The organism is Neotabrizicola shimadae, from assembly GCF_019623905.1.
Lineage (GTDB): Bacteria > Pseudomonadota > Alphaproteobacteria > Rhodobacterales > Rhodobacteraceae > Neotabrizicola > Neotabrizicola shimadae.
This window is the reverse complement of record NZ_CP069370.1, coordinates 1,113,256-1,137,141: the sequence shown is the minus strand read 5'-3', so window position 1 is coordinate 1,137,141 and position 23,886 is coordinate 1,113,256. Positions and strand designations below refer to the sequence as shown.

25 protein-coding genes and 2 tRNA genes are annotated in these 23,886 nt (G+C 66.9%); 16 read left to right on the top strand and 11 right to left on the bottom strand.

The genetic code is table 11. The annotated features are described in order from the left end of the window. Nucleotides 1-10: 10 nt before the first annotated feature. Complete coding sequence (locus JO391_RS05445; protein ID WP_220663174.1) at nucleotides 11-1,063, bottom strand: PstS family phosphate ABC transporter substrate-binding protein; 1,053 nt, start codon at nucleotides 1,061-1,063, stop codon at nucleotides 11-13. Nucleotides 1,064-1,233: 170 nt separating this feature from the next. Next, complete coding sequence (locus JO391_RS05440; protein WP_220663173.1) at nucleotides 1,234-2,265, bottom strand: ATP-binding protein; 1,032 nt, start codon at nucleotides 2,263-2,265, stop codon at nucleotides 1,234-1,236. Between the two features lie 247 nt (nucleotides 2,266-2,512). On the opposite strand from JO391_RS05440, the gene JO391_RS05435 reads away from it, so the two are divergent. Further along, nucleotides 2,513-2,821 carry a hypothetical protein gene (locus JO391_RS05435; RefSeq protein WP_220663172.1) on the top strand — a complete coding sequence of 103 codons (309 nt, stop codon included), beginning with the start codon at nucleotides 2,513-2,515 and terminating at the stop codon, nucleotides 2,819-2,821. Nucleotides 2,822-2,926: 105 nt separating this feature from the next. Next, entirely contained in the window at nucleotides 2,927-3,706 is a 780-nt protein-coding gene (locus JO391_RS05430; protein ID WP_220663171.1) for an SH3 domain-containing protein, read from the top strand. Nucleotides 3,707-3,709: 3 nt separating this feature from the next. On the opposite strand, the gene JO391_RS05425 is transcribed toward JO391_RS05430, so the two are convergent. Both JO391_RS05425 and murI read right to left on the bottom strand, forming a co-directional pair. After that, nucleotides 3,710-4,270 carry a fused DSP-PTPase phosphatase/NAD kinase-like protein gene (locus JO391_RS05425; protein WP_220663170.1) on the bottom strand — a complete coding sequence of 187 codons (561 nt, stop codon included), beginning with the start codon at nucleotides 4,268-4,270 and terminating at the stop codon, nucleotides 3,710-3,712. A 1-nt stretch (nucleotide 4,271) separates the two neighbouring features. Then, nucleotides 4,272-5,084, bottom strand: coding sequence for a glutamate racemase (gene murI / locus JO391_RS05420; RefSeq protein ID WP_220663169.1), 813 nt, complete (start codon nucleotides 5,082-5,084; stop codon nucleotides 4,272-4,274). 227 nt (nucleotides 5,085-5,311) lie between these two features. On the opposite strand from murI, the gene JO391_RS05415 reads away from it, so the two are divergent. From JO391_RS05415 to JO391_RS05400, 4 genes are all read left to right on the top strand, one after another. Next, nucleotides 5,312-6,205 carry a LysR family transcriptional regulator gene (locus JO391_RS05415; protein WP_220663168.1) on the top strand — a complete coding sequence of 298 codons (894 nt, stop codon included), beginning with the start codon at nucleotides 5,312-5,314 and terminating at the stop codon, nucleotides 6,203-6,205. A 4-nt stretch (nucleotides 6,206-6,209) separates the two neighbouring features. After that, nucleotides 6,210-6,815 (top strand): TetR family transcriptional regulator C-terminal domain-containing protein, encoded by a 606-nt coding sequence (locus JO391_RS05410; RefSeq protein ID WP_220663167.1) that lies wholly within the window; start codon nucleotides 6,210-6,212, stop codon nucleotides 6,813-6,815. A 405-nt stretch (nucleotides 6,816-7,220) separates the two neighbouring features. Further along, complete coding sequence (locus JO391_RS05405) at nucleotides 7,221-8,123, top strand: diacylglycerol/lipid kinase family protein (RefSeq protein ID WP_220663166.1); 903 nt, start codon at nucleotides 7,221-7,223, stop codon at nucleotides 8,121-8,123. Between the two features lie 4 nt (nucleotides 8,124-8,127). After that, nucleotides 8,128-8,946, top strand: coding sequence for a metallophosphoesterase family protein (locus tag JO391_RS05400; RefSeq protein WP_220663165.1), 819 nt, complete (start codon nucleotides 8,128-8,130; stop codon nucleotides 8,944-8,946). On the opposite strand, the gene JO391_RS05395 is transcribed toward JO391_RS05400, so the two are convergent. Continuing rightward, nucleotides 8,941-9,606 carry a GAP family protein gene (locus tag JO391_RS05395; RefSeq protein WP_220663164.1) on the bottom strand — a complete coding sequence of 222 codons (666 nt, stop codon included), beginning with the start codon at nucleotides 9,604-9,606 and terminating at the stop codon, nucleotides 8,941-8,943. The genes JO391_RS05400 and JO391_RS05395 overlap by 6 nt on opposite strands. Nucleotides 9,607-9,740: 134 nt before the next feature. Between JO391_RS05395 and JO391_RS05390 the strand changes: the two genes are divergently transcribed. Beyond that, entirely contained in the window at nucleotides 9,741-11,126 is a 1,386-nt protein-coding gene (locus JO391_RS05390; RefSeq protein WP_259444830.1) for an NAD(P)/FAD-dependent oxidoreductase, read from the top strand. Between the two features lies 1 nt (nucleotide 11,127). After that, on the top strand, nucleotides 11,128-11,769 hold the full coding sequence (locus JO391_RS05385; RefSeq protein ID WP_220663163.1) for a VIT1/CCC1 transporter family protein: 642 nt from the start codon (nucleotides 11,128-11,130) through the stop codon (nucleotides 11,767-11,769). A 23-nt stretch (nucleotides 11,770-11,792) separates the two neighbouring features. On the opposite strand, the gene pgi is transcribed toward JO391_RS05385, so the two are convergent. The 4 genes from pgi to JO391_RS05365 form a co-directional block, all read right to left on the bottom strand. Further along, nucleotides 11,793-13,400: a glucose-6-phosphate isomerase gene (gene pgi, locus JO391_RS05380; protein WP_220663162.1), complete on the bottom strand. Its 1,608-nt coding sequence runs from the start codon at nucleotides 13,398-13,400 to the stop codon at nucleotides 11,793-11,795. Nucleotides 13,401-13,404: 4 nt separating this feature from the next. Continuing rightward, complete coding sequence (gene pgl / locus JO391_RS05375) at nucleotides 13,405-14,076, bottom strand: 6-phosphogluconolactonase (protein WP_220663161.1); 672 nt, start codon at nucleotides 14,074-14,076, stop codon at nucleotides 13,405-13,407. Continuing rightward, on the bottom strand, nucleotides 14,073-15,527 hold the full coding sequence (gene zwf, locus JO391_RS05370; protein ID WP_220663160.1) for a glucose-6-phosphate dehydrogenase: 1,455 nt from the start codon (nucleotides 15,525-15,527) through the stop codon (nucleotides 14,073-14,075). Before zwf ends, pgl begins: the two co-directional genes overlap by 4 nt. A gap of 171 nt (nucleotides 15,528-15,698) precedes the next feature. Further along, nucleotides 15,699-16,283, bottom strand: a complete 585-nt coding sequence (locus JO391_RS05365) for an HNH endonuclease (protein ID WP_220663159.1) — start codon at nucleotides 16,281-16,283, stop codon at nucleotides 15,699-15,701. Between the two features lie 235 nt (nucleotides 16,284-16,518). Here JO391_RS05365 and JO391_RS05360 point away from each other — a divergent pair, with 235 nt between their 5' ends. Beyond that, nucleotides 16,519-16,962, top strand: coding sequence for a GNAT family N-acetyltransferase (locus tag JO391_RS05360; RefSeq protein WP_220663158.1), 444 nt, complete (start codon nucleotides 16,519-16,521; stop codon nucleotides 16,960-16,962). A gap of 40 nt (nucleotides 16,963-17,002) precedes the next feature. Continuing rightward, a complete protein-coding gene (gene tgt, locus JO391_RS05355; protein ID WP_220663157.1) occupies nucleotides 17,003-18,133 on the top strand; it encodes a tRNA guanosine(34) transglycosylase Tgt in 1,131 nt (376 codons plus the stop codon). Here the strand turns inward: tgt and JO391_RS05350 are convergent. After that, nucleotides 18,130-18,987 (bottom strand): restriction endonuclease, encoded by an 858-nt coding sequence (locus JO391_RS05350; RefSeq protein ID WP_220663156.1) that lies wholly within the window; start codon nucleotides 18,985-18,987, stop codon nucleotides 18,130-18,132. The genes tgt and JO391_RS05350 overlap by 4 nt on opposite strands. Nucleotides 18,988-19,005: 18 nt before the next feature. Between JO391_RS05350 and JO391_RS05345 the strand changes: the two genes are divergently transcribed. From JO391_RS05345 to JO391_RS05320, 6 genes are all read left to right on the top strand, one after another. After that, complete coding sequence (locus JO391_RS05345; RefSeq protein ID WP_220663155.1) at nucleotides 19,006-19,332, top strand: hypothetical protein; 327 nt, start codon at nucleotides 19,006-19,008, stop codon at nucleotides 19,330-19,332. 291 nt (nucleotides 19,333-19,623) lie between these two features. Further along, a complete protein-coding gene (gene lon / locus JO391_RS05340) occupies nucleotides 19,624-22,023 on the top strand; it encodes an endopeptidase La (protein ID WP_220663154.1) in 2,400 nt (799 codons plus the stop codon). Nucleotides 22,024-22,220: 197 nt separating this feature from the next. Further along, complete coding sequence (locus JO391_RS05335; RefSeq protein ID WP_220663153.1) at nucleotides 22,221-22,613, top strand: HU family DNA-binding protein; 393 nt, start codon at nucleotides 22,221-22,223, stop codon at nucleotides 22,611-22,613. Nucleotides 22,614-22,626: 13 nt separating this feature from the next. Further along, nucleotides 22,627-22,701: transfer RNA gene (locus JO391_RS05330), tRNA-Val, on the top strand. Further along, nucleotides 22,701-23,351: a histidine phosphatase family protein gene (locus JO391_RS05325; protein ID WP_259444829.1), complete on the top strand. Its 651-nt coding sequence runs from the start codon at nucleotides 22,701-22,703 to the stop codon at nucleotides 23,349-23,351. The genes JO391_RS05330 and JO391_RS05325 overlap by 1 nt, the downstream gene beginning before the upstream one ends. Before the next feature lie 48 nt (nucleotides 23,352-23,399). Next, a tRNA-Val gene (locus JO391_RS05320) sits at nucleotides 23,400-23,475 on the top strand. A 1-nt stretch (nucleotide 23,476) separates the two neighbouring features. Here the strand turns inward: JO391_RS05320 and JO391_RS05315 are convergent. Next, nucleotides 23,477-23,881, bottom strand: coding sequence for a hypothetical protein (locus tag JO391_RS05315; protein WP_220663152.1), 405 nt, complete (start codon nucleotides 23,879-23,881; stop codon nucleotides 23,477-23,479). Between the last annotated feature and the right edge of the window lie 5 nt (nucleotides 23,882-23,886).

The following is a 23,886-nucleotide window of genomic DNA, read 5'->3' as shown; positions in this document are numbered from 1 at the left end:
GATCCGACACTTACTCCAGCGGACCCATCGGGGTACCGGCCGCAACCGCCGCCTGGGTGGCCGCCAGTTCCGGATCCGGAACCAGGCCATAGGCCGCCAGCGGGCCGCCCGGGCCGGCCATGTCGTCGGACACGAAGAAGTCGATGTATTCCTGCAGGCCGGGGATCACGCCGATGTGGGCCTTCTTGACGTAGAAGTACAGCGGACGAGACACCGGGTATTCGCCCTTCGAGATGGTCTCCACCGAAGGCACGATGCCGTCGATCGTGGCAACCTTCAGCTTGTCCATGTTGTTTTCATAGAAGGACAGGCCGAACACGCCGACAGCGGTCTTGTTGGCAGCGATGCGCGACAGCGTCTCGGTGTAGTCGCCGTCGATGTCGACCGACTTGCCGTCAGTGCGGACGCCGTGGCAGGCCTTTACAGCGTCGGCCTTCTTGGCGGCCTCGTCGGCACCGGTCGAAGCGGCGAAGAACAGGTCATAGGCACCGGTGGCCTTGCAGCCGGCTTCGAGCAGTTTGATGTCGAAGACTTCGCGGGTGCCGTGCTTGGTGCCCGGAATGAAGGCCAGGATGTCCTGAGCCGGCAGAGCACCGTTCACGTCCGACCACTTGGCAGCGGCGTTGGCGACCAGAGCGCCATCCTTGACAACCTGCGCGGCCAGGGCACCGTAGACGTCAGCCGGGGTCAGGGCGAAATCCGGTCCGGCGATGTCGCTGGCGAAGACGATGCCGTCATAGCCGATGCGAACTTCCATGATCTCGTTCACGCCGTTCGCTTTGCAGGTGTCGATGTCCGACTGCGAGATGCGCGAGGAAGAGTTGGCGATGTCGATGGTGTTTTCGCCCACGCCTTCGCACAGCTTCTTGCGGCCAGCGCCCGAACCGCCGCCTTCTACGACCGGGGTCGGGAAATCGAAGTTCTCGCCGAAGGCCTCGGCCACGATGGTGGCATAGGGCAGCACGGTCGAGGACCCAGCGATCTGCAGCTGGTCGCGCGCTTCGGCGACACCGGCAGCGGCGGCCAGCGCCAGCACCGAGGCAGTGAGTTTGATGGAGGACATGGATAGCTCCTTGCAGCTTTGCGGTCGGACCGACCGGGCGGGAACCCGATGCGGCTTGCCCTTCGCTCTAGGCACCCAGGGCCAAGGATATGCGACGGTTTTGTAACAGGTTCGTGACAGCGCACGGCGCGGTCCCCGGCGCACCCACCGCGCCAAGCCGGCCCTGTGCCTCAAAGCTCGGGAAAATAGACGGTGAAGGTGCTTCCCTCGCCAATCCGGCTGTCGATGCGGAACGTACCGCGGTGGCGATGAACAATGTGCTTCACGATGGCCAAACCAAGGCCGGTCCCGCCCTTTTCGCGCGACCGGTGCGCATCGACCCGATAGAATCGCTCGGTGAGTCGCGGCAGATGTTCCGCGGCGATGCCCTCGCCCCGATCCACCACGTCGATGCGCAGCATGGGCCCCTTGGCCAGAACCTCACGCGACAGGCGCACCGTCACAGGACGATCGGCCCCGCCGTACTTTATGGCATTCTCAGTGAGGTTGGTGATGACCTGCATCAGTTGGTCGCCATCTGCCGGAACGCTGCGGGGAGCAGAGTCCGTCTTCAGGTCCAGCATGACGCCATGCGCCTCGGCCAAAGGCTTCAGCGAGGACAGGGCCGACTGCACGACTGCGACTGGGTCGACAGGATCGGTCGGGCGGATGCGCTCTTCCGCCTCCACGCGGCTCAGGTGCAAAAGGTCGCGCACCAGCCGGTTCATCCGCCCCGCCTCGCGCTCCATGATGTTCAGAAACCGGTCCCGCGCCGCCGCGTCGTCTCGGGCTGCGCCCCGCAGCGTTTCAATGAACCCCAGGAGCGCAGTCAGAGGCGTACGGAGCTCGTGGCTGACATTTGCCACGAAGTCCCGGCGCATCTGTTCCACCTGTTCGTGCCCGGTGACATCTTCGAACACGCAAAGCACTGCGCGGTGCTTCTGCCCGAGAATGGGCGAGACGGTCACCATGTGCACCTGCTCCTGCGATGGCCCCGGCACGACATGGCGCACCCGCGCGCCGCGACCATCTTTGAGCGCGGCTGCAATCGCCTCACGCAGCGCGGGCTGTCGCAAGGGCAGCATGTACAGCCGGCCAAGCGACATTTTGCCCAGCAACCGCTCTGCCTCGTCATTGATGGACACGATCCGCTCATCGCCATCCACCAGCAGGGCGGGCATTGGCAGGCCCTTCAGCATCAGGTCCGCAAATTCATCGGGCATGTCGTCCTCATCGGGTCGCAGGACCGCGTTCTAGCGGGCGCATGACGTTGCGACCAGCACACTTGCATGTACAAATGTCCGACATATAAACTTCCGGATGAGCGGCGGCCCATTTCTGCCACGCTGGAGAGAGTGACCCATGGATGCGGGCCTTCCCATACTTGTGTTTGCGCCGACCGACGCAGCGGGACACCGTGGCAGGTTGTCCGACTCTGGGTCCTCCGGCCGAATGCCATCTGATCGGCCCGTGCTGCTTGCGCTGGACCTGGACAAAAGCGTCGCCGTCTGGGCTGACTATCAGGTGATCCACATGCGTTTTGCCGGGCTGAGCGTCACGGGATTCGCGCAGATCACGCCCTCTGTCGTCGCCATCCCCCTTTGGTCGCAGGGCGCGGATGCCGTGCAGATGCTGCAACGGCTATCCTACCTTGGGTTCGCGGGTCCGGTAGAGGTCCATTCTCCGCAACTGCCGAACGCGCGCATGGTCATGGCAGAGTTGTCGCAGGTGTCCGGTGACCTGCAGATCCGGCTTGTTCAGGGCGCAACACCGACCTGAAGTGTTCGCTCCCAACCAATCTGGCGTTTCGCAAGAACTGACGGGCAGGCGCTTGCCCGAATCTGCGAACCGCCCAAAGTAGTCGCTGTTGACTGGAACAGCAGCATGTCCCTTCGCCTCACCTCGATAAGCCTCGCCCTGCCCCGGATCGTTCTCGCTATCGGCCTTCTGCTCCCCGGCCAGCTGCGCGCCGAATCCCAGGCGGACCCTCCGTACTTTCATGTCCGCACCGAAGGCGGCACGCGCCTGAACCTGCGCGATGCACCGTCTGCCGAAGGCGGCGTGGTGCTTCGTGTGGCCAGCGGCACCGAATTGCAGAACCTGGGCTGCCAGCAGGCAGCGGACCAGCGCTGGTGCCGCGTCTCGACGCTGTCCGATCCACCCGTCGTGGCCTGGGCCGCCGAGCGGTTTCTCCAGCCGGCCCCGGCCGAGACGGCAACCGGGCCAACAGTTGAAGCCGTCCCGACGGTGTCGCCGGCAGAGACGGCCTGCCTGACAGCGGTTGCGCGCCAAGCCGGCACAGATGCGGTCGAGGTTCTGGCGCTGGACGACTCCCGGCCCGAGGTCCTGGTGCAGGTCGGTGTGGGCAGCGCGCGTGCGCCTTGGCAGTGCCTGGCCTACCCGGATGGCACAACAAGCGGCATCGAACCCCTGGAGCCGGCGGTCGACCGGGCGGTCAGCGCCGTTACCGCAGACACTCAGGCAGCTTGCGTCGCGGCGATGGCTCAGGCCGCCGGAACCGCCGCCATCCTTCTGGTCTCTGCTACGCAGGCAGAGGGAGCCATGCGCATTCACATGGTCATCGGGAACGAACTCACACCGTGGACCTGCCTCGCCAGGGCGGATGGCACGATCTCCGACATCCGCCGGGACCCTGGAAACTAGCGATCACTCTTGAATCCGGGCGCGCAGGCCGTTCAGGTCAACGGTTTCCAGATAGTCGGGGATGTTCCTGTACACCGCATGGAACCCATAGGGACCGCCGGTCATCTCTGCGATCGCCTTGGCGCGCGGCCAGTCCTGCCACAGCATACGGTAAAGTGCCATTATGCAGCCCGTCCGGTCCGAACCGAAGCGGCAATGCACCAGCACCGGTCCGCGCTGCAGCCCGGCATCCAGCGCGCGAAGGGCTTGAACAACCTGCGCCCCGTCATCCGCTGCCACGTTGCGCGATGTCATCGGCGCGCTGACCAGATCCAGCCTGGCATCGCCCGTGCGCCTTTCGTCGCGCGATCCGTGGCGCAAACTGATCACGGTGCGCACCCCCAGATCCGCCATGAAAGAAAAGCCCTCTGACCTCGGCTGACCGCTGCGCCACAGGCTGTCTGTGACCCGGTGCAGGTTTGGAACACCCTTCGCCGCACCGTCCTGCGCCCAGTCCGAAGCCCAGGCCGGCGGGCACAGCATCGCAAGGACGGGCCCGCACAGGACCGCGCGGCGGCCGATCATCTCAGGCTGCCTGGAAAGTGATTCGCCGCCGAAGAAACTGCGTCGCCTTGTCCGAAACCGACCGTGGGTCGCCCGTCGTCAGGAACTTCGTCTCCCGTCCGCTGCCCAGGAACTCCGGACGGCGCTGCAGATAGTCTGCCAGGCTTTCGGCGACCAGGTTGGCCTGCGAGAAGACCTTGACCTCTTCGCCAAGCGCCTCCTGGAACACCCGTTCCATCAGCGGATAGTGGGTGCAGCCCAGAACCGCCGCCTGGGGATGCGGCATCCGCCGCTTCAAGGCCTCGACATGGCTGCGCACCAGTGCCTCTGCCAGGATCTCGTCTCCCTGCTCGATGGCATCGACCACGCCGCCGCAGGGCTGCGCCTCGACATCCACGCCAATGGCGCGGAAGGCCAGTTCCCGCTGGAAGGCGCGGCTCGCGACCGTGGCCGGAGTAGCGAACAGCGCCACATGCTTCACCGCAACCTCGCGCGGCGGCGAGTTGTCGCCCCATTGCCGCTCGGTCAGCGCCTCGATCAATGGAACGAAGACGCCCAGGACGCGCTTGTCTGCTGGAACCCAGGTCTCCTGCATCCGCTTCAAGGCGGCCGCCGACGCCGTGTTGCAGGCCAGGATCACCAGGTCGCAGCCCTCGTCCCACAGCCTCTCGGTTGCGGCGCAGGTCAGGTTGAAGATGTCATCCGAGGTGCGAACCCCGTAGGGTGCATGGGCATTGTCGCCAAAATAAACGAAAGGAACATCGGGAAGGCGCCTCGATACCGCATCCAGCACCGTCAGCCCGCCAAGGCCCGAATCGAAGACACCAACAGCCATGCCCGACCTCTGTTCGTTGTCCGGGGTCGTCGCGCCCCGGTGCCGCGCCTTTGCGCATGGGGCAATCATAAGCCGCCCGCCGGTTTCGGGAAAGCACAGAAGCGCGGTGCGGCAGAACGGCCACCGGCAAGCAGATTTCCGGTCCGCAGACGGTTTACGCGCTGAAAGAAATGCCTATGTGCCCCGCTGACATGCTAGCGTCTTGGCGCGCAGACAGGTGAGTTATGGTGGACTGGGACAAGTTGCGGATCTTTCATGCGGTGGCCGACAAGGGCAGCCTTACCCATGCGGGTGAGGTGCTGCACCTCAGCCAGTCCGCCGTCAGCCGCCAGATCCGGGCGCTTGAGGAATCCCTGAACGTCACGCTGTTTCACCGCCACGCCCGCGGCCTGATCCTGACCGAGCAGGGCGAGCTTCTGTTCGATGCCACCCAGCAGATGGCCAAGCGCCTGGACGCCACCGCCGCCCGCATCCGCGACAGCGAGGACGAGGTCTTCGGCGAGTTGCGGGTGACCACGACCACGGGTTTCGGCACGCTCTGGCTGGCACCGCGGCTTGCGGGTTTGTATGAGAAGTATCCTTCGCTGAAGATCGACCTCATGTTGGAAGAAAGGGTGCTGGACCTGCCCATGCGCGAGGCCGATGTGGCGATCCGCATGAAGGAACCGAGCCAGGCCGACCTGATCCGCAAGCGGCTTATGAACATCCGGATGCGGCTCTATGCGACGCCGGAGTATCTGGACCAGGCCGGCACTCCCCGGACGATGGACGATTTCAGTCGCCACCGCCTGATCAGCCAGCACGCCGGCACGCCGCAGGTGGCCGCGGGGGCCACACTGGTGCAGGAGCTCATGAGCCATGACATCCCCTCGACCCTGACGGTGAACAACTACTTCGGGGTGCTTCAGGGGGTGCTGAACCACCTGGGCATCGGGGTGCTGCCCGACTACATCACCGAGGATTTCCCGCATCTCGTGCGGGTGATGCCGGATGTGGAGTCGGGAGAGGTGCCGGTGTTTCTGGCCTATCCCGAGGAGCTGCGCCATTCCAAGCGGGTGGCGGCCTTCCGCGAGTTCGTGACCGAGGAAATCTTCACCTACCGCAAGCGGCAGCAGATCTGAGGCGATGGGGCGGCCGCGGACACGGATACAGGCGAGGAACCGCGAGACCATCCTGGACGCGGCGCTGGAAGTGTTCAGCCAGATGGGGTTCCGGGGGGCCACGCTGGACCGCATCGCCGAGGTCGCGGGGCTGTCCAAGCCGAACCTGCTGTACTACTTCCCCTCGAAGGAGGCGATCCACGAGGCGCTTCTGTCCCAGCTTCTGGACGCCTGGCTGGACCCCTTGCGCGACATGGATGCGGGGGGAGATCCCCTGACCGAGATCCTGGCCTATGCCCGGCGGAAGCTGGAGCTGAGCCGGGACTATCCGCGGGAGAGCCGGCTCTTTGCTAATGAGATCCTTCAGGGTGCGCCGCGGATCGGGGGGGTGCTGGAGACCGAGCTGAAGGCCCTGGTGGCCGACAAGGCGGGGGTGATCCGGGGCTGGGTCGAGGCGGGGCGGATCGCCGCGGTTCCGCCCGAGCACCTGATCTTTTCGATCTGGGCCCTGACCCAGCATTATGCCGACTTCGAGGTCCAGGTCCGGGCCGTGCTGGGAGAGGGGCACGATCCCTTTGGCGAGGCCGGGGACTATCTGGAGACCCTGCTGCGGCGGCTTCTGGCCAAGTAGGGCGTCCGAGCTCGGACGCCCCCTCAGATTGAATGATTTCAATAGGTTGCAAAACCGCTTTAACTTGGACTTAACATTTGTCCGAGGCAAGGCTCATCGGACAGGAGCCGTATCGCCATACCAGAACGCCGAGGGTCAAGGTGCGGCACCTCGTCAAAGCTGACAGCCCGGCACGCCTGGTCGCGCGCCACGTGGCTCCAGTCCCTGGCGCCCTGATCGCACCGCGCCCGGCAACCCCGCCGCCAGTGGCAGAGACGAGGCATGGCCCGAACCCAGCGGCAAGCGCAGACGGAATAGGGCCTTTGACGGGCTTGTCCCGGCAAAAGCAGACATTACCTGCGCATGAGGAGCCGCGCGCCGGGGGTCTGGCAGCCGGGCGGGCCTGCGAGACCTGGCGGAGGCGACGTGCGGGAACCCATTTGCGTGCTGGCCAATGCCGGATCGGGCAAGAAGGCGGCGCATCGCATCGACGAGCTGGTGGCGCCGCTGCGCGCCGCGGGGCTCGCGCCCGAGGTGCGGCTGATCCGGTCGGGCAGCGCCCTGCCGGCAGAGGCGCGGCGGGCCGTCGAGGACGGATTCGCCACGGTGATTGCCGCCGGGGGCGATGGAACGATCTGCACGGTGGCGGATGCGCTGGCGGGCAGCGGCATCGCGCTTGGCATCCTGCCCCTCGGCACCTTCAACTTCTTTGCGCGCAGCCTTGGCCTGCCACAGGACGCAGGCGAGGCGGCGAAGGCGTTGGTGGGTGCGGTGGAGCGCGAGGTTTCCGCTGGTGAGGTGAATGGCGAGTTGTTCCTGAACAATGCGAGCCTTGGGCTTTACCCCGCGCTCCTGGAGCGGCGCGAGGCGGCCTATGCGCGGTGGGGCCGGTCGCGGATTGCGGCCTATTGGTCGGCGCTGCGGACGCTGACCACCTATGACCGGCCCAGCCGGCTGCGCGTGACCATCGACGGGCGGACGGACCATCTGCGCAGCCCGGTGGTGTTCGTCGCGCACAATGCCTATCAGCTGGAGCAATACGGGCTGACCGACGGGGTGGAGCTGATCCGGCAGGGGCAGTTCGCGATCTACATGGCACCGGAGCTGCGGCGCTGGCAGCTTCTGGGCTTTGCGCTGAAGATGGCCCTGCGCACCGCCCGGCCCTACCGCGACTTCACGCTGGAGGGCGGGCGCGATGTGGAGATCGTCACGCGGGCGCCGCGCCGCACCATTGCACGGGACGGCGAGCGCGAGAAGATGAAGGCGCCGTTCCGGTTCCGCTATCTGGATGGCGCGTTGCGCGTCCTGGTGCCGGCGGGCGAAGGCTGAGGACATGGGCCGGCTTCTGCATCTGTCGGATCTGCATTTCGGCCGGGCGCGGCCCGGGCTGGCCGGGGCGCTGGTGGACATGGCGCGCGATCTGAGCCCGGATGTGACGGTCATCTCGGGCGACCTGACGCAGCGCGCGCGGGACGCCGAGTTTGCCGAGGCGGCCGCGCTGATGGCGCAATTGCCGGGGCCGGTGATCTGCGTGCCGGGCAACCACGACCTGCCGCTGCACAACCCGTTTGCACGGCTGTTCCGTCCGCTGTCGGGATGGCACCGGCATGTCGGCCCCGAGACCGAGCCGCGCGCCACGGTGGCGGGGCTGTGCGTGATCGGCATGGACACGGCCGATCCCTTCGCCTGGCAGCGCGGGCGGGTGCGGCGGGCGTCGCTGGAGCGCGCCTGCGCCGACCTGCGCGCCGCCCCGGCGGGGGCCCTTCGCGTGGTGGCGATGCATCATCCGCTGGACACGCCTGCCGCATCGGGCAAGGCGCCGATGAAGGGGGCGCGCCGGGCCAGCGAGGCGCTGGCAGGCGCCGGGGCGGATGTGATTCTGTGCGGGCATCTGCACAACTGGGCCGCCGCGCCCCATGCGCTGCGCGAGGGCGGGCGGCGGGTGCTGTGCGTGCAGGCGGGCACCACGCTTTCGACGCGGTTGAGGGGCGAGGAGAACGACTTCAACGTGATCGACCACGAGGCCGGGCTGGTGCGTGTGACGCGGTTTGCCAGCGGCGGGGACAGCGCGCGCTTCACCGAGGCTGGCGTGACCCTGTTTCGCCAGGACGACCTGGCGGTGGGCTGGGATCATGCGAGCCCAGGGCTATGAGCCGAGGCTGCCGATCGCATCGCCAATCAGGAGCGCGGCGATGAAGGCCAGCACCAGCCCCATGACGAGCCCGCGATGCGCCACAAGCGAATCGCGAAGGGGAACCAGCCTTTGGCGCATGGCCGGGCCGCCGATCAGGGCCGCCAGCACCGGCAGCGCGACACCGGCGGCGGCCATGACGGCAAAGGCCAGGGCCAGCGCGACGAGGGCTGGAAGGCCCGGCATCTGAGCCCCGATGGCAAGGCCGGCGGCCAGAAGGAAGGCCAGTTCCTTCGGGTTGGCGAGCGTGACAATCGCGCCAAGGCGCAGGGCGGTGGCGGGTGTGGCGGTTTCCAGCGCGGCGAGCCAGCCGGGCAGCGGCGCATCGGCTGGCGCGGGGCGGAGCAGGCTGCGCAGGGCCAGAGCCGCCAGCGCGAGGCCGAGGCCAAGGCGCAGCCAGACGCGCGGCACATCGGCGCCGGCACGGTCTTGCAGCGTTTCGGCGAGGCCCGCGGCCAGAGCCGTGGCAAGGCCAAGGGCAAGGAGCCGCCCGGCCAGGAAGGCCATGCCGCCGCGCGGGCCGGGCGGCGACAGCACCAGCATCAGCGCGGCAATGACCGGCAGGGGCGACAGCGCCACGGGCAGCGCATAGGGCAGGAGATGGCCGAGGGTCTGGATCATGGGGGCGCCTTTCCTGCCCAGCATAGGGGCAAGGCCGCCTGTGCGCGACGGCTTTGCGGCGCGCATGGCGCGGGCAGGCTTGCGCCTTGGCGGAGGGGCTGGTTTCTGGTGCCGGCAAGACAACAGGTGACACGATGAGCGAGCCAATGCGCATTGGGGATGTATCCTTCTGGTATGCCGATATCGGTCTGCCCTCGACCCGTCGCCCGCCGCTGGACGGCGACAGCTCTGCCGATGTGGCAATCATCGGGGCGGGCTATTCGGGGCTGTGGACGGCCTATTACCTGAAGAAGGCGGACCCTTCGCTGAAGGTGATCGTGCTGGAGAAGGAGTTCGCGGGCTTCGGCGCCTCGGGTCGCAATGGCGGCTGGCTGACCGGCGGGTTTGCGTGGAACCACGAACGCTATATGGCGACCTCCTCGCGCGAGGCGGTGCGGGGGATGGTACGCGCGATGAATGGCACGGTGGACGAGGTGATCCGCGTGGCCGAGGCCGAGGGCATCGACGCGGACATCCGGCGCACCGACGAGATGATGGTGGCGGTGAACCCGGCGCAGTTGCAGCGCCTGTCGGCCGAGGTGAAGCACCGGCAGGGCTGGGGCGAGGAGGACCGCGTCTGGGAAATCGGCGCCGAGGAGGCCATGGCGCGGGTGGCTGTGCCCGGCACCTTGGGCGGGATGATCGTGTCGAACGTGGCGCGGGTGCAGCCGGCCAAGCTGGTGCGCGGGCTGGCGCGGGTGGTGGACGGGCTGGGCGTGCGCATCTGCGAGGGCACGGCGGTGACCTCGTTCGAGAAGGGCCGCGTGGTGACGGCGCGGGGCGTGGTGAAGGCGCCGGTCATCCTGCGCTGCACCGAGGGGTTCACCGCGGGGTTTCCGGACCTGAAGCGGGAGTGGTTGCCGCTGAATTCCGCGCAGATCGCGACCGAGCCCTTGCCCGAGGAGGTCTGGGCGAAGATCGGCTGGAACGGGTATGAAATCCTTGGCGATTTCGCCAATGCCTATTGCTATTGCCAGCGCACGCGAGAAGGCCGGATCACGGTGGGCGCGCGGGGCGTGCCCTATCGGTATGGCTCCAGCCTCGACACCAACGGCGCGCCGGATGGCGAGACGATCCGGCGGCTGGTGGGGATCCTGCACACGCATTTCCCGGCGGCGAAGCCGTTCCGCGTGGACCATGCCTGGTGCGGCGTGCTGGGTGTGCCGCGCGACTGGTGCGCGACGGTTGGGCTGGATGCGGCCACCGGCATCGGCTGGGCGGGGGGCTATGTGGGGGTGGGGGTTTCGACCTCGAACCTGTCGGGGCGGACGCTGGCCGATCTGGCGCTCGGCCGGAAGACCGAGCTGACCGCCCTGCCCTGGGTGAACCGGCGCGTGCGGTCCTGGGAGCCGGAGCCGTTCCGCTGGATGGGGGTGCACGGGATGTATGCGCTTCTGAATGCGGCCGACCGCAGCGAGGCGCGGCACCGGGGGCCGCCCTCGAAGCTGGGGCGTCTGGGCAACTGGCTGACGGGACGCTGAGGTGGAGGGGCGGCGGACCCCGATCCTGGACCCGATCAGCCGGCTGAGCGAGATCATGTTCGGCCTGCTGATGGCGCTGACCTTCACCGGCACGATGTCGGTGGCGGTGGCGGGGGGCGCGTCGGTGCGGTCGGTGCTGGCGGCGGCGCTTGGCTGCAACCTTGCCTGGGGCATCGTGGACGGGGTGATGAACGTGCTGACCGGCATCACCGAGCGCAACCGCGACCGCGCGCTTGGCATCCGCATCCGGCAGGCCGCGCCGGAAGAGGCGCGCGAGCTGCTGCGCGCGCAGGTGCCCGATGCCGCGGCGGGCCAGCTGACCGAGGAGGAGCTTGACCGGATGGTGGCGCGGATGCGGTCGATCCCGCCGCCGCCGATGGCGCGTGTGGCGATGGGTGACCTGCGCATTGCGCTGGCGGTCTTTGCGCTGGTGGTGGTGGCGACCTTCCCGCCGGTGCTGCCCTTCCTGCTGTTCGACGAGCTGCACCGGGCGATGCGCTGGTCGAATGCAGTCGCGGTGGCCAGCCTCTTCGTGATCGGCTGGATGCTGGACCGCGAGATGGGCGGCGGCTGGCGGATGCGGGTGACGGTGCCGCTGGTGGGATCGGTGCTGGTGGCGACGACCATCGCCCTGGGCGGTTAGGCCGGCCGGAGCCGGCCCCGGCCTCAGGGCTTCAGATAGTCGACCAGCGCGGCGGTGGAGCCGTCCTTGCCTTCGGTTCCTGCCTTGCCTTCCAGCACCGGCTGCAAGGCCAGCGCCAGCTCCTTGCCGAGTTCCACCCCCCACTGGTCGAAGCTGTTGATGCCAAGGATCACGCCTTCGACGAAGACGCGGTGTTCGTAGAGCGCGATGATCTGGCCAAGGGTGAAGGGCGTGAGCTTCGGATAGGCGAGCGTCGTGGTGGGGCGGTTGCCGGGGAAGACACGGTGGCGGGCCTGACGGTCCAGCTCGGCGCCGGTCAGTCCCTTCTTCGCCATGATGGCGCGGGCCTCGTCCAGCGAGCGACCTCGCAGCAGCGCCTCGGATTGTGCCAGGCAGTTCGAGACCAGAAGCAGGTGCTGGTGCGCGAGGTCCGGTTCATGGCCTTCTTTCGCCACCAGAAACTCGCAAGGAACAACCCGTGTGCCCTGGTGGATCAGTTGGTAGAAGGCGTGCTGGCCATTGGTGCCGGGCTCGCCCCAGACCACGGGGCCGGAGTTGCGCACCAGGTCCGCGCCGTCGATGGCGACGCGCTTGCCATTGCTCTCCATCTCCAGTTGCTGAAGATAGGCGGGCAGGCGCGACAGCCGCTGGTCGTAAGGCAGCACGGCGCGGGTGGCATGGCCGCAAATCTGGTTGTGCCAGATGCCGACCAGGGCCAGCATGACGGGCATGTTTTCCTCGAACGGTTCGTGCAGGAAGCGTTCGTCCATGTCGCGGCCGCCGGCCAGGAAATCGCCGAACGACTCCGGCCCGATGGCGATCATCAGGCTGAGGCCGATCGGGCCCCACATGGAGTAGCGCCCGCCCACCCAATCCTCGAAGCCGAAGACGCGGGCCGGGTCGATGCCATAGGCGGTGGTCTTGTCCAGCGCGGTGGAGACGGCGGCGAATTGCGCGGCAGGATTGGCGACCTTTGACGCCATCCACCGCTTTGCGGTGTCGGCGTTGGTCATCGTCTCGATGGTGGTGAAGGTCTTGGAGGCAACGATCACCAGCGTGGTTTCAGGGTTCAGCCCACGCAGAATGTCTGCGGCATGGGCGCCATCGACGTTCGAGATGAAATGCACGCGCGGCCCGTCGGCATAGGGCGACAGCGCGATGGAGGCCATGGCGGGGCCAAGGTCTGACCCGCCGATGCCGATGTTGACGACATCGGTGATCGCCCCGCCCTGCCCCCGGATGCGGGCCGAGCGCACATCTTCGGCGAATGCGGCCATGCGCGCGAGGGTCTCATGCACGCCAGGCATGACATCCTTGCCATCGACCATGACCTTCACGCCCTCGGGCGCGCGCAAGGCGGTGTGCAGGACGGCACGGCCCTCGGTGTCGTTGATCTTTTCGCCCGCGAACATCGCGTCGCGCTTGGCGGCCACGCCCGCGCCCTCGGCAAGCGCGATCAGCAGCGCGCGGCCCTCGGCGTCGATGTTGGTCTTGGAATAGTCGAACAGCATCGCCCCGGCGCGGGCCGAAAAGCGGTGCGCCCTGTCAGGTTCGGCGGCGAAGAGATCCAGGATGTGGCGCTGCGCCACCCCGTCGTGATGCGTCTTCAGCGCGTCCCAGTGATGTCCCATGGCTCTACTCCGCCCAGTGAACGGTTGCGTTGTCCAGAACCGCGCGCACCGGGGCCTGCACCGGCGGCAGACCGGCGGCGCGATCCAGTGCGGCGCGCTTTTCGGCGCCGGTGATCAGGATATGCGTGTGCATCGCGCCCTTCAGCGCGGGCGCGGTCAGCGTGATGCGCGGCTCGCCCGCGGCTTCGGCCCGCAGCGCCATGAGCACGGGCGCGTCTGGCGCAAGCGCCTCTTCCAGCCGGTCGGCGCCGGGAAAGAGCGAGGCGGTGTGCATGTCGGCGCCCATCCCCAGCAGAAGCACGGAAATCGGCAAATGCGGCGCGATGCCTTCAGCGAGTTCGGCCAGCCGGTCCTCTGGCTGCGGTGCGGGAGCATAGAGCGGGACAAGCTGCGCCATCGCCGCCTTGCCGGTCAAAAGACGGTGGCGCAACAGCGCGGTGTTGGACCGGGGGCTGTCTTCGGGAACCCAGCGTTCGTCGTTCAGCATCACCGCGACATTGGCCCAATCCAGTTCGACCGCGGCGAGGATGTCGAAGATCGGCCCCGGCGTCGTGCCGCCCGGCACGGACAGGGTTGCCTTGCCCTCGCGGCGCAGGAAATCGGCCAACTGCCCCGCGATGGTATTGGCCACCGAGAGGAACATCAGGTCGCGGTCGGGATAGTCGCGGAAGGTCATTCGCGGATCTCCCGCCAGCGCCTTCCGTCGCGGTGCATCAGCATCAGCGCATCGTCGGGGCCGGACGAGCCAGGATCATAGCCCTGCGGCTTTTCTCCCCGGCCTTCCCAGCCCTCGATGATCGGGTCGGCCCAGGCCCAGGCGGCCTCGACCTCGTCGCCACGCATGAAGAGCGTCTGGTTGCCGCGGATCACATCCATGATGAGCCGTTCATAGGCGTCGGGAATGTCGGCTCCCTCTTCGCCAAGGGCATCGGCGAAGGACATGTCCAGCGGCACCTGCACCAGGCGCATCCCGCCCGGACCGGGTTCCTTGATCATGACCATGAGGTTCATGCCCTCGTTCGGCTGCAGCCGGATGACCAGCTGGTTCTCGCGCCAGCCCGAGGCATGGTCGAAGATGGAATGGGGCGGTTCCTTGAAGACGATGGCAATCTCGCTGGCGCGGGCGCGCATCCTCTTGCCGGTGCGCAGGTAGAAGGGCGTGCCGGCCCACCGCCAGTTGGAGATATGCACCTTCATCGCGATGTAGCTTTCGGTGCGGCTGGCGGGGTTTTCCGAATGCTCGATATAGCCGCCCTGCCCGCCCCCGGCGAGATACTGGCCGCGCACGATGTCTTGCGGCGCCACCGGGTCCAGCGCGCGGATGACCTTCAGCTTCTCGTCTCGCACGGCGTTGGGGTCGAAGTGATAGGGCGGCTCCATCGCGATCAGGCACAGAAGCTGCATCATGTGGTTCTGCACCATGTCCCGCATGGCGCCAGACTTGTCATAATAGGCGCCGCGGCCTTCCACGCCCACCGTCTCGGCCACAGTGATCTGGACGTGGTCGATGTACTGCGCCTTCCAGATCGGCTCGAACAGGATGTTGGCGAAGCGCACCGCCATCAGGTTCTGCACCGTCTCTTTGCCAAGATAGTGGTCGATCCGGTAGATCTGGCGTTCGGCGAAATGCGCGGCCAGCGTCGCGTTCAGGGCCTGGGCGCTTGCCAGGTCGCGGCCGAAGGGCTTTTCCACCACGATGCGGCTTTCGGAATCGGCGATGCCGTTCGATGACAGGCGTTCGGCGATGGCGCCGAACAATGCGGGCGCGACCGAGAAGTAGAAGGCGCGCACCACGCCGGAGCGCATCATGGCCTTCAGCTGGTCCCAGCCCCCGGTGCCGGTGGCGTCGATCGAGACATAGGAGATGCGTTCCAGGAACTGCGCGATCATCGCCTCGTCGCGCTTGTCCTGGCTTACGAATTCGTCGATGGCGTCGGCCACCAGCTTGCGGAAGCCCGCGTCGTCGAGGTCGGCCCGCGCCGCGCCGATGATCCGGCTTTCGGCAGGCATCTGGCCGGCCCAGAAGCGGCGGTAAAGGCCCGGCAGGATCTTGCGTTTGGCCAGATCGCCCGTGCCGCCGAAGATCACGAGGTCGAAGGCATCGACCGGAATGACGCGCGAAACCATGATTCCCCCAGCATTGGGCGTCCCCAGGGGGACTGTTAGCGCTAACGACGCCGTTCTATCGCTTGCCCGGCCACAAGTCCAGCTTCCGCCGCACCGGCCCCAAAGCGCTTTGGGGATGTGCGCCTGATGCAACGAAGCCTACGCAAGGCACGGGGGAAGGCAAGCGCGGTGTCACGCCTCCAGCTCGGCATCCCAATAAAGGAAGTCCATCCAGCTTTCGTGCAGGTGGTTGGGCGGGAACTTGCGACCGTGCATCTGCATCTCTTCGGCCAGGGGCGCGCGGGGCGCGCGGTGCAGCGACATGCCGGCCTGGCGCAGCGTGCGGTTGCCCTTCTTCAGGTTGCAGGGCGAACAGGCGGCCACCACGTTCTCCCAGCTGGTCACGCCCCCCTTGGACCGGGGCACCACATGGTCGAAGGTCAGGTCGCCGCGCGACCCGCAGTACTGGCAGCAGAATTCGTCCCGCAGAAAAAGATTGAAGCGCGTGAAGGCCACGCGCTTCTGGGGTTTGACGAATTCCTTCAGGACCACCACGGAGGGTATCCTGAACTCGGCCCTTTGACTGCGGACCACATGGTCATATTCCGCCACGATCTGCACCCGGTCCAGCACGGCGGCCTTGATCGCCTCCTGCCAGGGCCAGAGCGACAGGGGATAGTAGCTGAGGGGCCGGTAGTCCGCGTTCAGCACCAGCGCCGGATAGTGTTTCAGCGCCGCCGGATCGCGCACGAACTGGGTTCGAAAATCGCCGTCCATCGTCAAAATCGCCTCGTCCGCCTGTATTCCCCGCGGGGATCAGGACGGGCGAGCCCGCCCTTGCGTCTGGGGAAACTATATCTGGCGTTTCCCTGCCCGCAAGCCCCCGAAGATTGAGTTTGCTGCCCTTCCCTAGCTTGCCGTGGTGACAGGCGCATGACGCCTGATTTGCAGGCAGCCTGTTCGCCGCCCCCCTGCCCGCGCTAAAAGGGCGCGTCAGCCACCGGAGAGACCCATGACGCCGACCATCCGCCCGCCCCGCCCCGAGGACCGCGCCGCCTGGGGTGCGCTGTATGCGGGTTATGCCGCGTTCTACAAGATCGCCCAGACCGAGGAGATGCGCGACCGCGTCTGGTCCTGGATCATGGCGGGCGAACATGGCTTTGCCGGCCGTATCGCCGAACTGGACGGGCGCCTTGTCGGCCTTGCGCATTTTCGCGCCTTCGCCCGCCCGCTGTCGGCGACCATCGGCGGCTATCTGGACGATCTGTTCGTCGATCCTGCCGCGCGCGGCTCTGGCGCCGCCGAAGCGCTGTTGCGCGCGGTGGCGGACGAGGGCCGCTCAAGGGGATGGAGCGTGATCCGCTGGATCACCGCAGAGGACAACTACCGCGCACGCGGCCTGTACGACCGCCTGGCCGAGCGCACGAAATGGGTGACCTATGACATCCGGCTCTGACCCGCTGGCGCGGTGCGGCCTGCGGCTGTAGGAACGCCCCATGACCACGCCCTTCCGCTTCACGCTCGCCGCCACCGATGGCCGTGCCCGCACCGGCACCATCACCACCCCGCGCGGAGAAATCCGCACGCCCGCCTTCATGCCGGTGGGCACTGCCGCCACGGTGAAGGCCATGCTCCCCGACTCGGTCCGCGCCACGGGGGCCGACATCCTTCTGGGCAACACCTATCACCTGATGCTGCGCCCCACGGCGGAACGCATCGCGCGCTTGGGGGGCCTGCACCGGTTCATGAACTGGGACCGCCCGATCCTGACCGATTCCGGCGGCTTCCAGGTGATGAGCCTGGCGGGCCTGCGCAAGCTGACCGAGGAAGGTGTGCGCTTTTCCTCTCACGTCGACGGGTCGAAGCACATGCTGACGCCCGAACGCAGCATGGAGATCCAGCGGCTTCTGGGCTCCGACATCGTGATGTGCTTCGACGAATGCCCGGCCCTGCCCGCCGACGAGGCGACCGTGGCGAAGTCCATGCGCCTGTCGATGCGGTGGGCGGAACGGTCGAAGGCGGCCTTCGGCGACCGGCCGGGCCATGCACTGTTCGGCATCCAGCAGGGCGGCGTGACGCCTGAACTGCGCGCCGAAAGCGCGGAGGCGCTGCAACGCATCGGTTTCGACGGCTATGCCGTGGGCGGCCTTGCCGTGGGCGAGGGTCAGGAGGCGATGTTCGGCGTGCTGGACTATTCGCCCGACATGCTGCCCGCCGACAAGCCGCGCTATCTGATGGGCGTGGGCAAGCCAGATGACATCGTGGGCGCGGTCGAACGCGGCATCGACATGATGGATTGCGTGCTGCCCTCCCGGTCGGGCCGCACCGGCCAGGCCTGGACGCGGCGCGGACAGGTGAACATCAAGAACGCCCGCCACCAGGACGACCCCCGCCCGCTGGACGAAGGCTGCACCTGTCCGGCCTGCCGCAGCTATTCCCGCGCCTACCTGCACCATGTCTTCAAGGCGGGCGAGATCATTTCGTCCATGCTGATGACCTGGCACAACCTGCATTACTATCAGGAGCTGATGGCCGGCCTGCGCGGTGCCATCGCGGCGGGGCGGCTGTCGGCCTTTGTCGCCGAGTTCCACGCGATGCGCGCCGAAGGCGACATCGAACCGCTTTAGCGGCGACCGAAGACGCGCACGGCCTTTCCCCGCGTGGATGCGTCCAGCGCATCCTCTTCGACCTGCACCTCGAAGGCCGCAGGACGCCGCGGCGTCGCCGCGCCGACCAGTTCCTCTGGCGCGATTCCATCCAGTTCGCTGTGGTGCAACAGACAGACGCCTTCGGCCTGGGCCATGCTGCGCGCCAGCGGCATGAAGCCTTCGTTGCTGACGACAACGGCGATTTGACGCTGATAGAGCCGGCGCGCCGTCAGCACCTCCTGCACGGCCTTGGTGCCCACGGGTTGCGCGCTGAGCCGGCACTGCACCGCCATCGTCACGCCATCGCGTTCGGCCAGGATCGTTGCCGCCTGCGCCGCCCCGGCCGGGGCGATCCGCGCATTCCAGTCCGACCGGGACAGCGCACGCCGGCACCAGGCTTCAAACTCGATCGGCCCCATGTCCGGCTCTGGTTGGCCCGATGCGAAATCCTCGGCCCTCCAGTGCAGCGGATCCGAGGTCAGGAACCAGTCGAGGAACGCGGCCTCGTCGGCCAGACGAACCACCAGATCCGGATGACCCACCGTCAGGAAATGCGCATGAAGTTCGGGCAGCACGGTCGTCTTGTAGAAGTGCGACAGCTCTCCCAGCCAGCGGGTCAGAACCAGGGTTCCGTTCGCCTCGCGCTTCACTAGGATGCGGCGCTTGCGCGCCAGGCATTCGCGATGAGGTCGAACAATGGCCGCAAACACTCGTGGCAGGCTTGACCGGATCTGGCCTGTCGCCACCTCCTGCTCGACCTTGCGGCGGCGGACCTCCTGAATGCGGCCGATCACGAAGTTGCACACCACGACACACCCGGCAACCGTCGCCACCACGACCAGCAGGGTCTGATGCTGCCAACCCGCATACAGCCAGAGGCAGACTATTCCAGAGAACGCGATGAATGGAAACTGTTCGATTGCATATTTTCTTTGTCGACTGGGCATCTTGATTCTCACCCCTTAATAGTCACGCCAAATACTCTTGTCGGATTCTGGCAGCTTTATGGTCATCAAGTATTTGATCTCCTTAGGCTGGCGCGCTGCCTGAATATTGGCGCGCAAACAAGAATTGTATTGCTGCTTTGCGGGTCGATTGTCCGCGCCTCACTCAACTCTGCTGACCCTGCCGGCAGGATCAATAGCGCCCGCCACCCGATCTTCAACCCCTGCGTGTGACGCGGCCCCCTCGTTCCCAGCGGGCCGCGCCCCTGCAACGGCAGGGCGGGGCCAGGCCGGGCAGGGCGCAGCACGGGACGCGGGACCGGGCGCAGGACAGGATCAAGACCCGCGCATCCGTCACGCCACCGTCACAAAGGCACCTTGCCCCCACCACGCGGCGCGCGCAGAATGTGATCGGCTCCTGTGGTTGACACCCCGTTCGCCCACCCCCAGATATGGAGGCCAGCGGGGAAGGCCGGGATGCTGCCGATGGTCGGGGCACGACCTTCCGCCACTTAGGAAACGCGAATGAGCGAACCCGTTACCCCCAGCTTCCCGGTGTTGCCGCTGCGCGACATCGTGGTGTTCCCCCACATGATCGTTCCCCTGTTCGTGGGCCGCGAGAAGTCGGTCCGCGCGCTGGAAGACGTGATGGGCGATGACAAGCAGATCCTGCTGTCCAGCCAGATCGACCCCACGCAGGACGATCCCAAGGCCGACGGCATTTACCGCGTTGGCGTCCTGGCCAACGTGCTGCAGCTTCTCAAGCTGCCGGACGGCACCGTGAAGGTGCTGGTCGAGGGCAAGGCGCGCGTGAAGATCACCGAGTTTCTGCCGAACGACACCTTCTTCGAGGCCCGCGCGCAAAAACTGGACGAGACCATGGGCGACCAGTCCACGGTCGAGGCGCTGGTGCGTGCCGTCGCCGAAGAGTTCGAGCGCTACGCCAAGATCAAGAAGAACATCCCCGAAGAGGCGCTGGCCGCCGTTTCGGAAACGCGCGAACCCGCGCGGCTGGCCGATCTTGTCGCCGGCCACCTGGGCATCGAAGTCGGCCAGAAGCAGGAAATCCTGGAAACCCTGACCGTCGCCGAACGTCTGGAAAGGGTTTACGGCCACATGCAGGGCGAAATGTCCGTCCTGCAGGTCGAGAAGAAGATCAAGAGCCGCGTCAAGACCCAGATGGAGAAGACGCAGCGCGAATACTATCTGAACGAACAGATGAAGGCGATCCAGCGCGAGCTGGGCGACGGCGACGACTCGCAGTCCGAAATCGCCGAACTGGAAGAGCGCGCCAAGAACACCGAGCTGTCGAAAGAAGCGCGGGAAAAGGTCGCGGCCGAGATCAAGAAGCTGAAGTCGATGTCGCCGATGTCGGCCGAGGCCACGGTGGTGCGCAACTACCTCGACTGGCTTCTGGGCGTGCCCTGGGGCAAGAAGGCCCGCGTCAAGAAGGACCTGCTCAAGGCGCAGGAGGTTCTGGACGCCGATCACTACGGGCTGGACAAGGTCAAGGAACGCATCGTCGAATACCTTGCCGTGCAGAACCGTTCGGCCAAGCTGAAGGGCCCGATCCTCTGCCTCGTCGGCCCGCCCGGCGTCGGCAAGACCTCGCTCGGGAAGTCCATCGCCAAGGCCACGGGGCGCGAGTTCATCCGCATCTCGCTGGGCGGTGTGCGCGACGAATCCGAGATCCGGGGCCACCGGCGCACCTATATCGGCTCGATGCCCGGCAAGATCATCCAGTCGCTGAAGAAGGCCAAGACCACCAACCCGCTCATCCTCCTGGATGAGATCGACAAGATGGGACAGGACTTCCGCGGCGATCCGGCTTCTGCCCTGCTCGAGGTGCTGGACCCCGAACAGAACAACACCTTCGTCGACCACTACCTTGAGGTAGAATACGACCTGTCCAACGTGATGTTCATCACCACGGCGAACTCCTACAACATGCCGGGCCCGCTGATGGACCGGATGGAGATCATCCCGCTGGCTGGCTACACCGAGGACGAAAAGCGCGAGATCGCCAAGCAGCACCTGCTGCCCAAGCAGATCGCCGCGAACGGTCTGAAGAAGGGCGAGTTCTCGGTCACGGACGAGGCCATGACCCATGTCATCCGCTACTATACCCGCGAGGCGGGTGTGCGGAACCTGGAACGGGAAATCGCGAAACTCGCCCGCAAGGCGGTGACGGAGATCCTGAAGGGCAAGGTCAAGACGGTTGAGGTGACGCCCGAGAAGGCCGAGGAATACCTTGGCGTCCAGCGCCATCGCTATGGCCTGGCCGAGAAGGAGGATCAGGTGGGTGTCGTGACCGGCCTCGCCTGGACCTCGGTGGGCGGCGACCTGTTGCAGATCGAGGCGCTGAAGCTGCCCGGCAAGGGCCGCATGAAGACCACGGGGAAACTCGGCGACGTGATGAAGGAATCGATCGAGGCGGCGGCCTCCTATGTCCGCTCGATCAGTCCCGACCTGGGCGTGAAGCCGCCCAAGTTCGAGAACATCGACATCCACGTCCACGTCCCCGAAGGCGCCACGCCGAAGGACGGCCCCTCGGCCGGCCTGGCCATGGTGACCTCGATCGTCTCGGTGCTGACGGGCATCCCGGTCCGCAAGGACATCGCCATGACCGGCGAGGTCACGCTGCGCGGCAATGCGCTGGCGATCGGGGGCCTGAAGGAAAAGCTGCTTGCCGCCCTGCGCGGCGGCATCAAGACCGTGCTGATCCCGGAAGAAAACGCCAAGGACCTGGCCGAAATCCCCGAGAACGTGAAGACCGGGCTGAAGATCATACCCGTCACCCACGTCCGCGAGGTTCTGAAACTCGCCCTCGTCCGCCAACCCGAGCCGGTGGTCTGGGACGAAGCCGCAGAAGAAGCGGCCGCGCTGATGGCCAAGCAGGAACCGGCCTCGACCGTGGCGCATTGATGCGCGCCGCAGTGGCCTGAAACGGGGGGCGCGGGGAAACCCGCGCCCCTTTGTCTGTCTCGCCTGCCGCACAGGCATCTGTTGCCGGAACGCGAAAAATCTTCGCCTTTTGCATGGTTTGTATGGGAATCGGCCACACCCTGTGGCTATCGTGACGCCAGCGCGCCGGGACAGGCGCCAGAACCAAGGGTCCGGACATGGAAGACGACGAAGCAGCCCCCAAACCCAAAGCCGCCCGCAAGCCGCGCAAGGCCCCTGCCCCGGCAAAGCCCGCCGCCGTTTCGGCCGACCCCGGCGTCGTCCTCACGCGCAAGGCGCTGATCGAACAGGTCTCGGCCTCGGTCGGGGGCAAGAAGGGCACGGTGAAAGACATCGTGGAAGCCACGCTGAAAAGCATCGGCGATGCGCTGCGCGCGGGCGATTCCCTGAATCTTCCGCCGCTTGGCAAGGCGCGCGTCGCCAAGGCCGGCCCCACGGGCGCCGACGGCAAGCCCGCCGCACTGACCATCAAGCTGCGCGCCCACACGACCGCGCCGGCCGCGAAGAAACCTGCGAAAGAGGCCCTTGCAGCGGGCGGCGAGGAAGGCTAAACCGCGCGCCATCGGGCGATTAGCTCAGCGGTAGAGCGCTTCGTTCACATCGAAGATGTCAGCGGTTCAAATCCGTTATCGCCCACCATGCTTACCGAAGGCGCGCCCCACCGGCGCGCCTTCGTGCTTCTGGGGGACGCCATGACCTTGCCGCCGCTCTGGATCGTGCGCCACGGCCAGACCGAATGGAATGCCGCCGGCCGCTTGCAGGGCGGTCTCGACTCGCCACTCACCGCGCTTGGCCGCGACCAGGCCCGCGCCATGACGGCGCTTATGGTGGCCGATGGCGTGAGCGCGGCCAGCCACGCGGCCATCACCTCGCCCCAGGGCCGCGCCGTCGATACGGCGGCGCTGATGCTGGCCCCCCTTGGCCTGACCGCCCGCCCCGATGCCCGGCTGGCCGAATACCGGCTGGGCCCGCACGAAGGTCTGATGCGCGACGACATCGACGCCGCCCATCCCGAGATTGCCGATCTGGCGCCCTGGGATTGGTACGACGCCCTGCCGGGGGCCGAGGGTCTGGCGGCGCTGGCCGCGCGCCTTGCCCCGGCCTTGCGGGAACTGGACCGCCCGACGGTGATCGTGGCGCATGGCATCGTCAGCCGGGTGCTGCGCTGCCTGGTGCTGGGCTTGCCGTTGGCCGAGGGCGCGCGCCTTCCCGGCGGCCAAGGTGTGATCTACCGCGTGGCGGATGGCGACGTCACGGCGCTTGGCAGGCCCGGGGGCACGCTTGCGTGATTGAAGGGTTGCACCCGGCCCCCGCCCAAGGCTAGAAGCCGGCGCATCGGGTGGTTAGCTCAGTTGGTAGAGCGCCTCGCTTACACCGAGGATGTCGGGGGTTCGAGTCCCTCACCACCCACCAGTCAATCCGGCTTGTCGTCGCCGCCAGTGCGCCCGTTCAGGAACCCAAGGATCAGCGCCGCCAGGATCGCTCCGCCTGCCCCCACGCCGGGGGTCGAGGCCAGCGCCGACAGAAGCATGGTCTGACGGCTGCGCGCCTCGGCCTCTGCGATGCGCCGCTCGGTCTCGGCCCGCGACCGCACAAAGGCCACCAGTCCCAGCCCGATCACCAGCGACAGGCCCGCCACCGACAGAAGCGCCCAGACCGGCCCGATCATGTGGCTCAACTGCACGCCAAGGGCCGCAAGGGCCGCCAGAGCCCCGGCCAGCAGAAAACCCGCCGCGACGCCCATCGTCACCACATCGCGCAGCTGGTTCTTCACTGCCGTCATGGGCCGTTCCGCCAGGAGGCGCAGGATCGCTTCCATCCCGC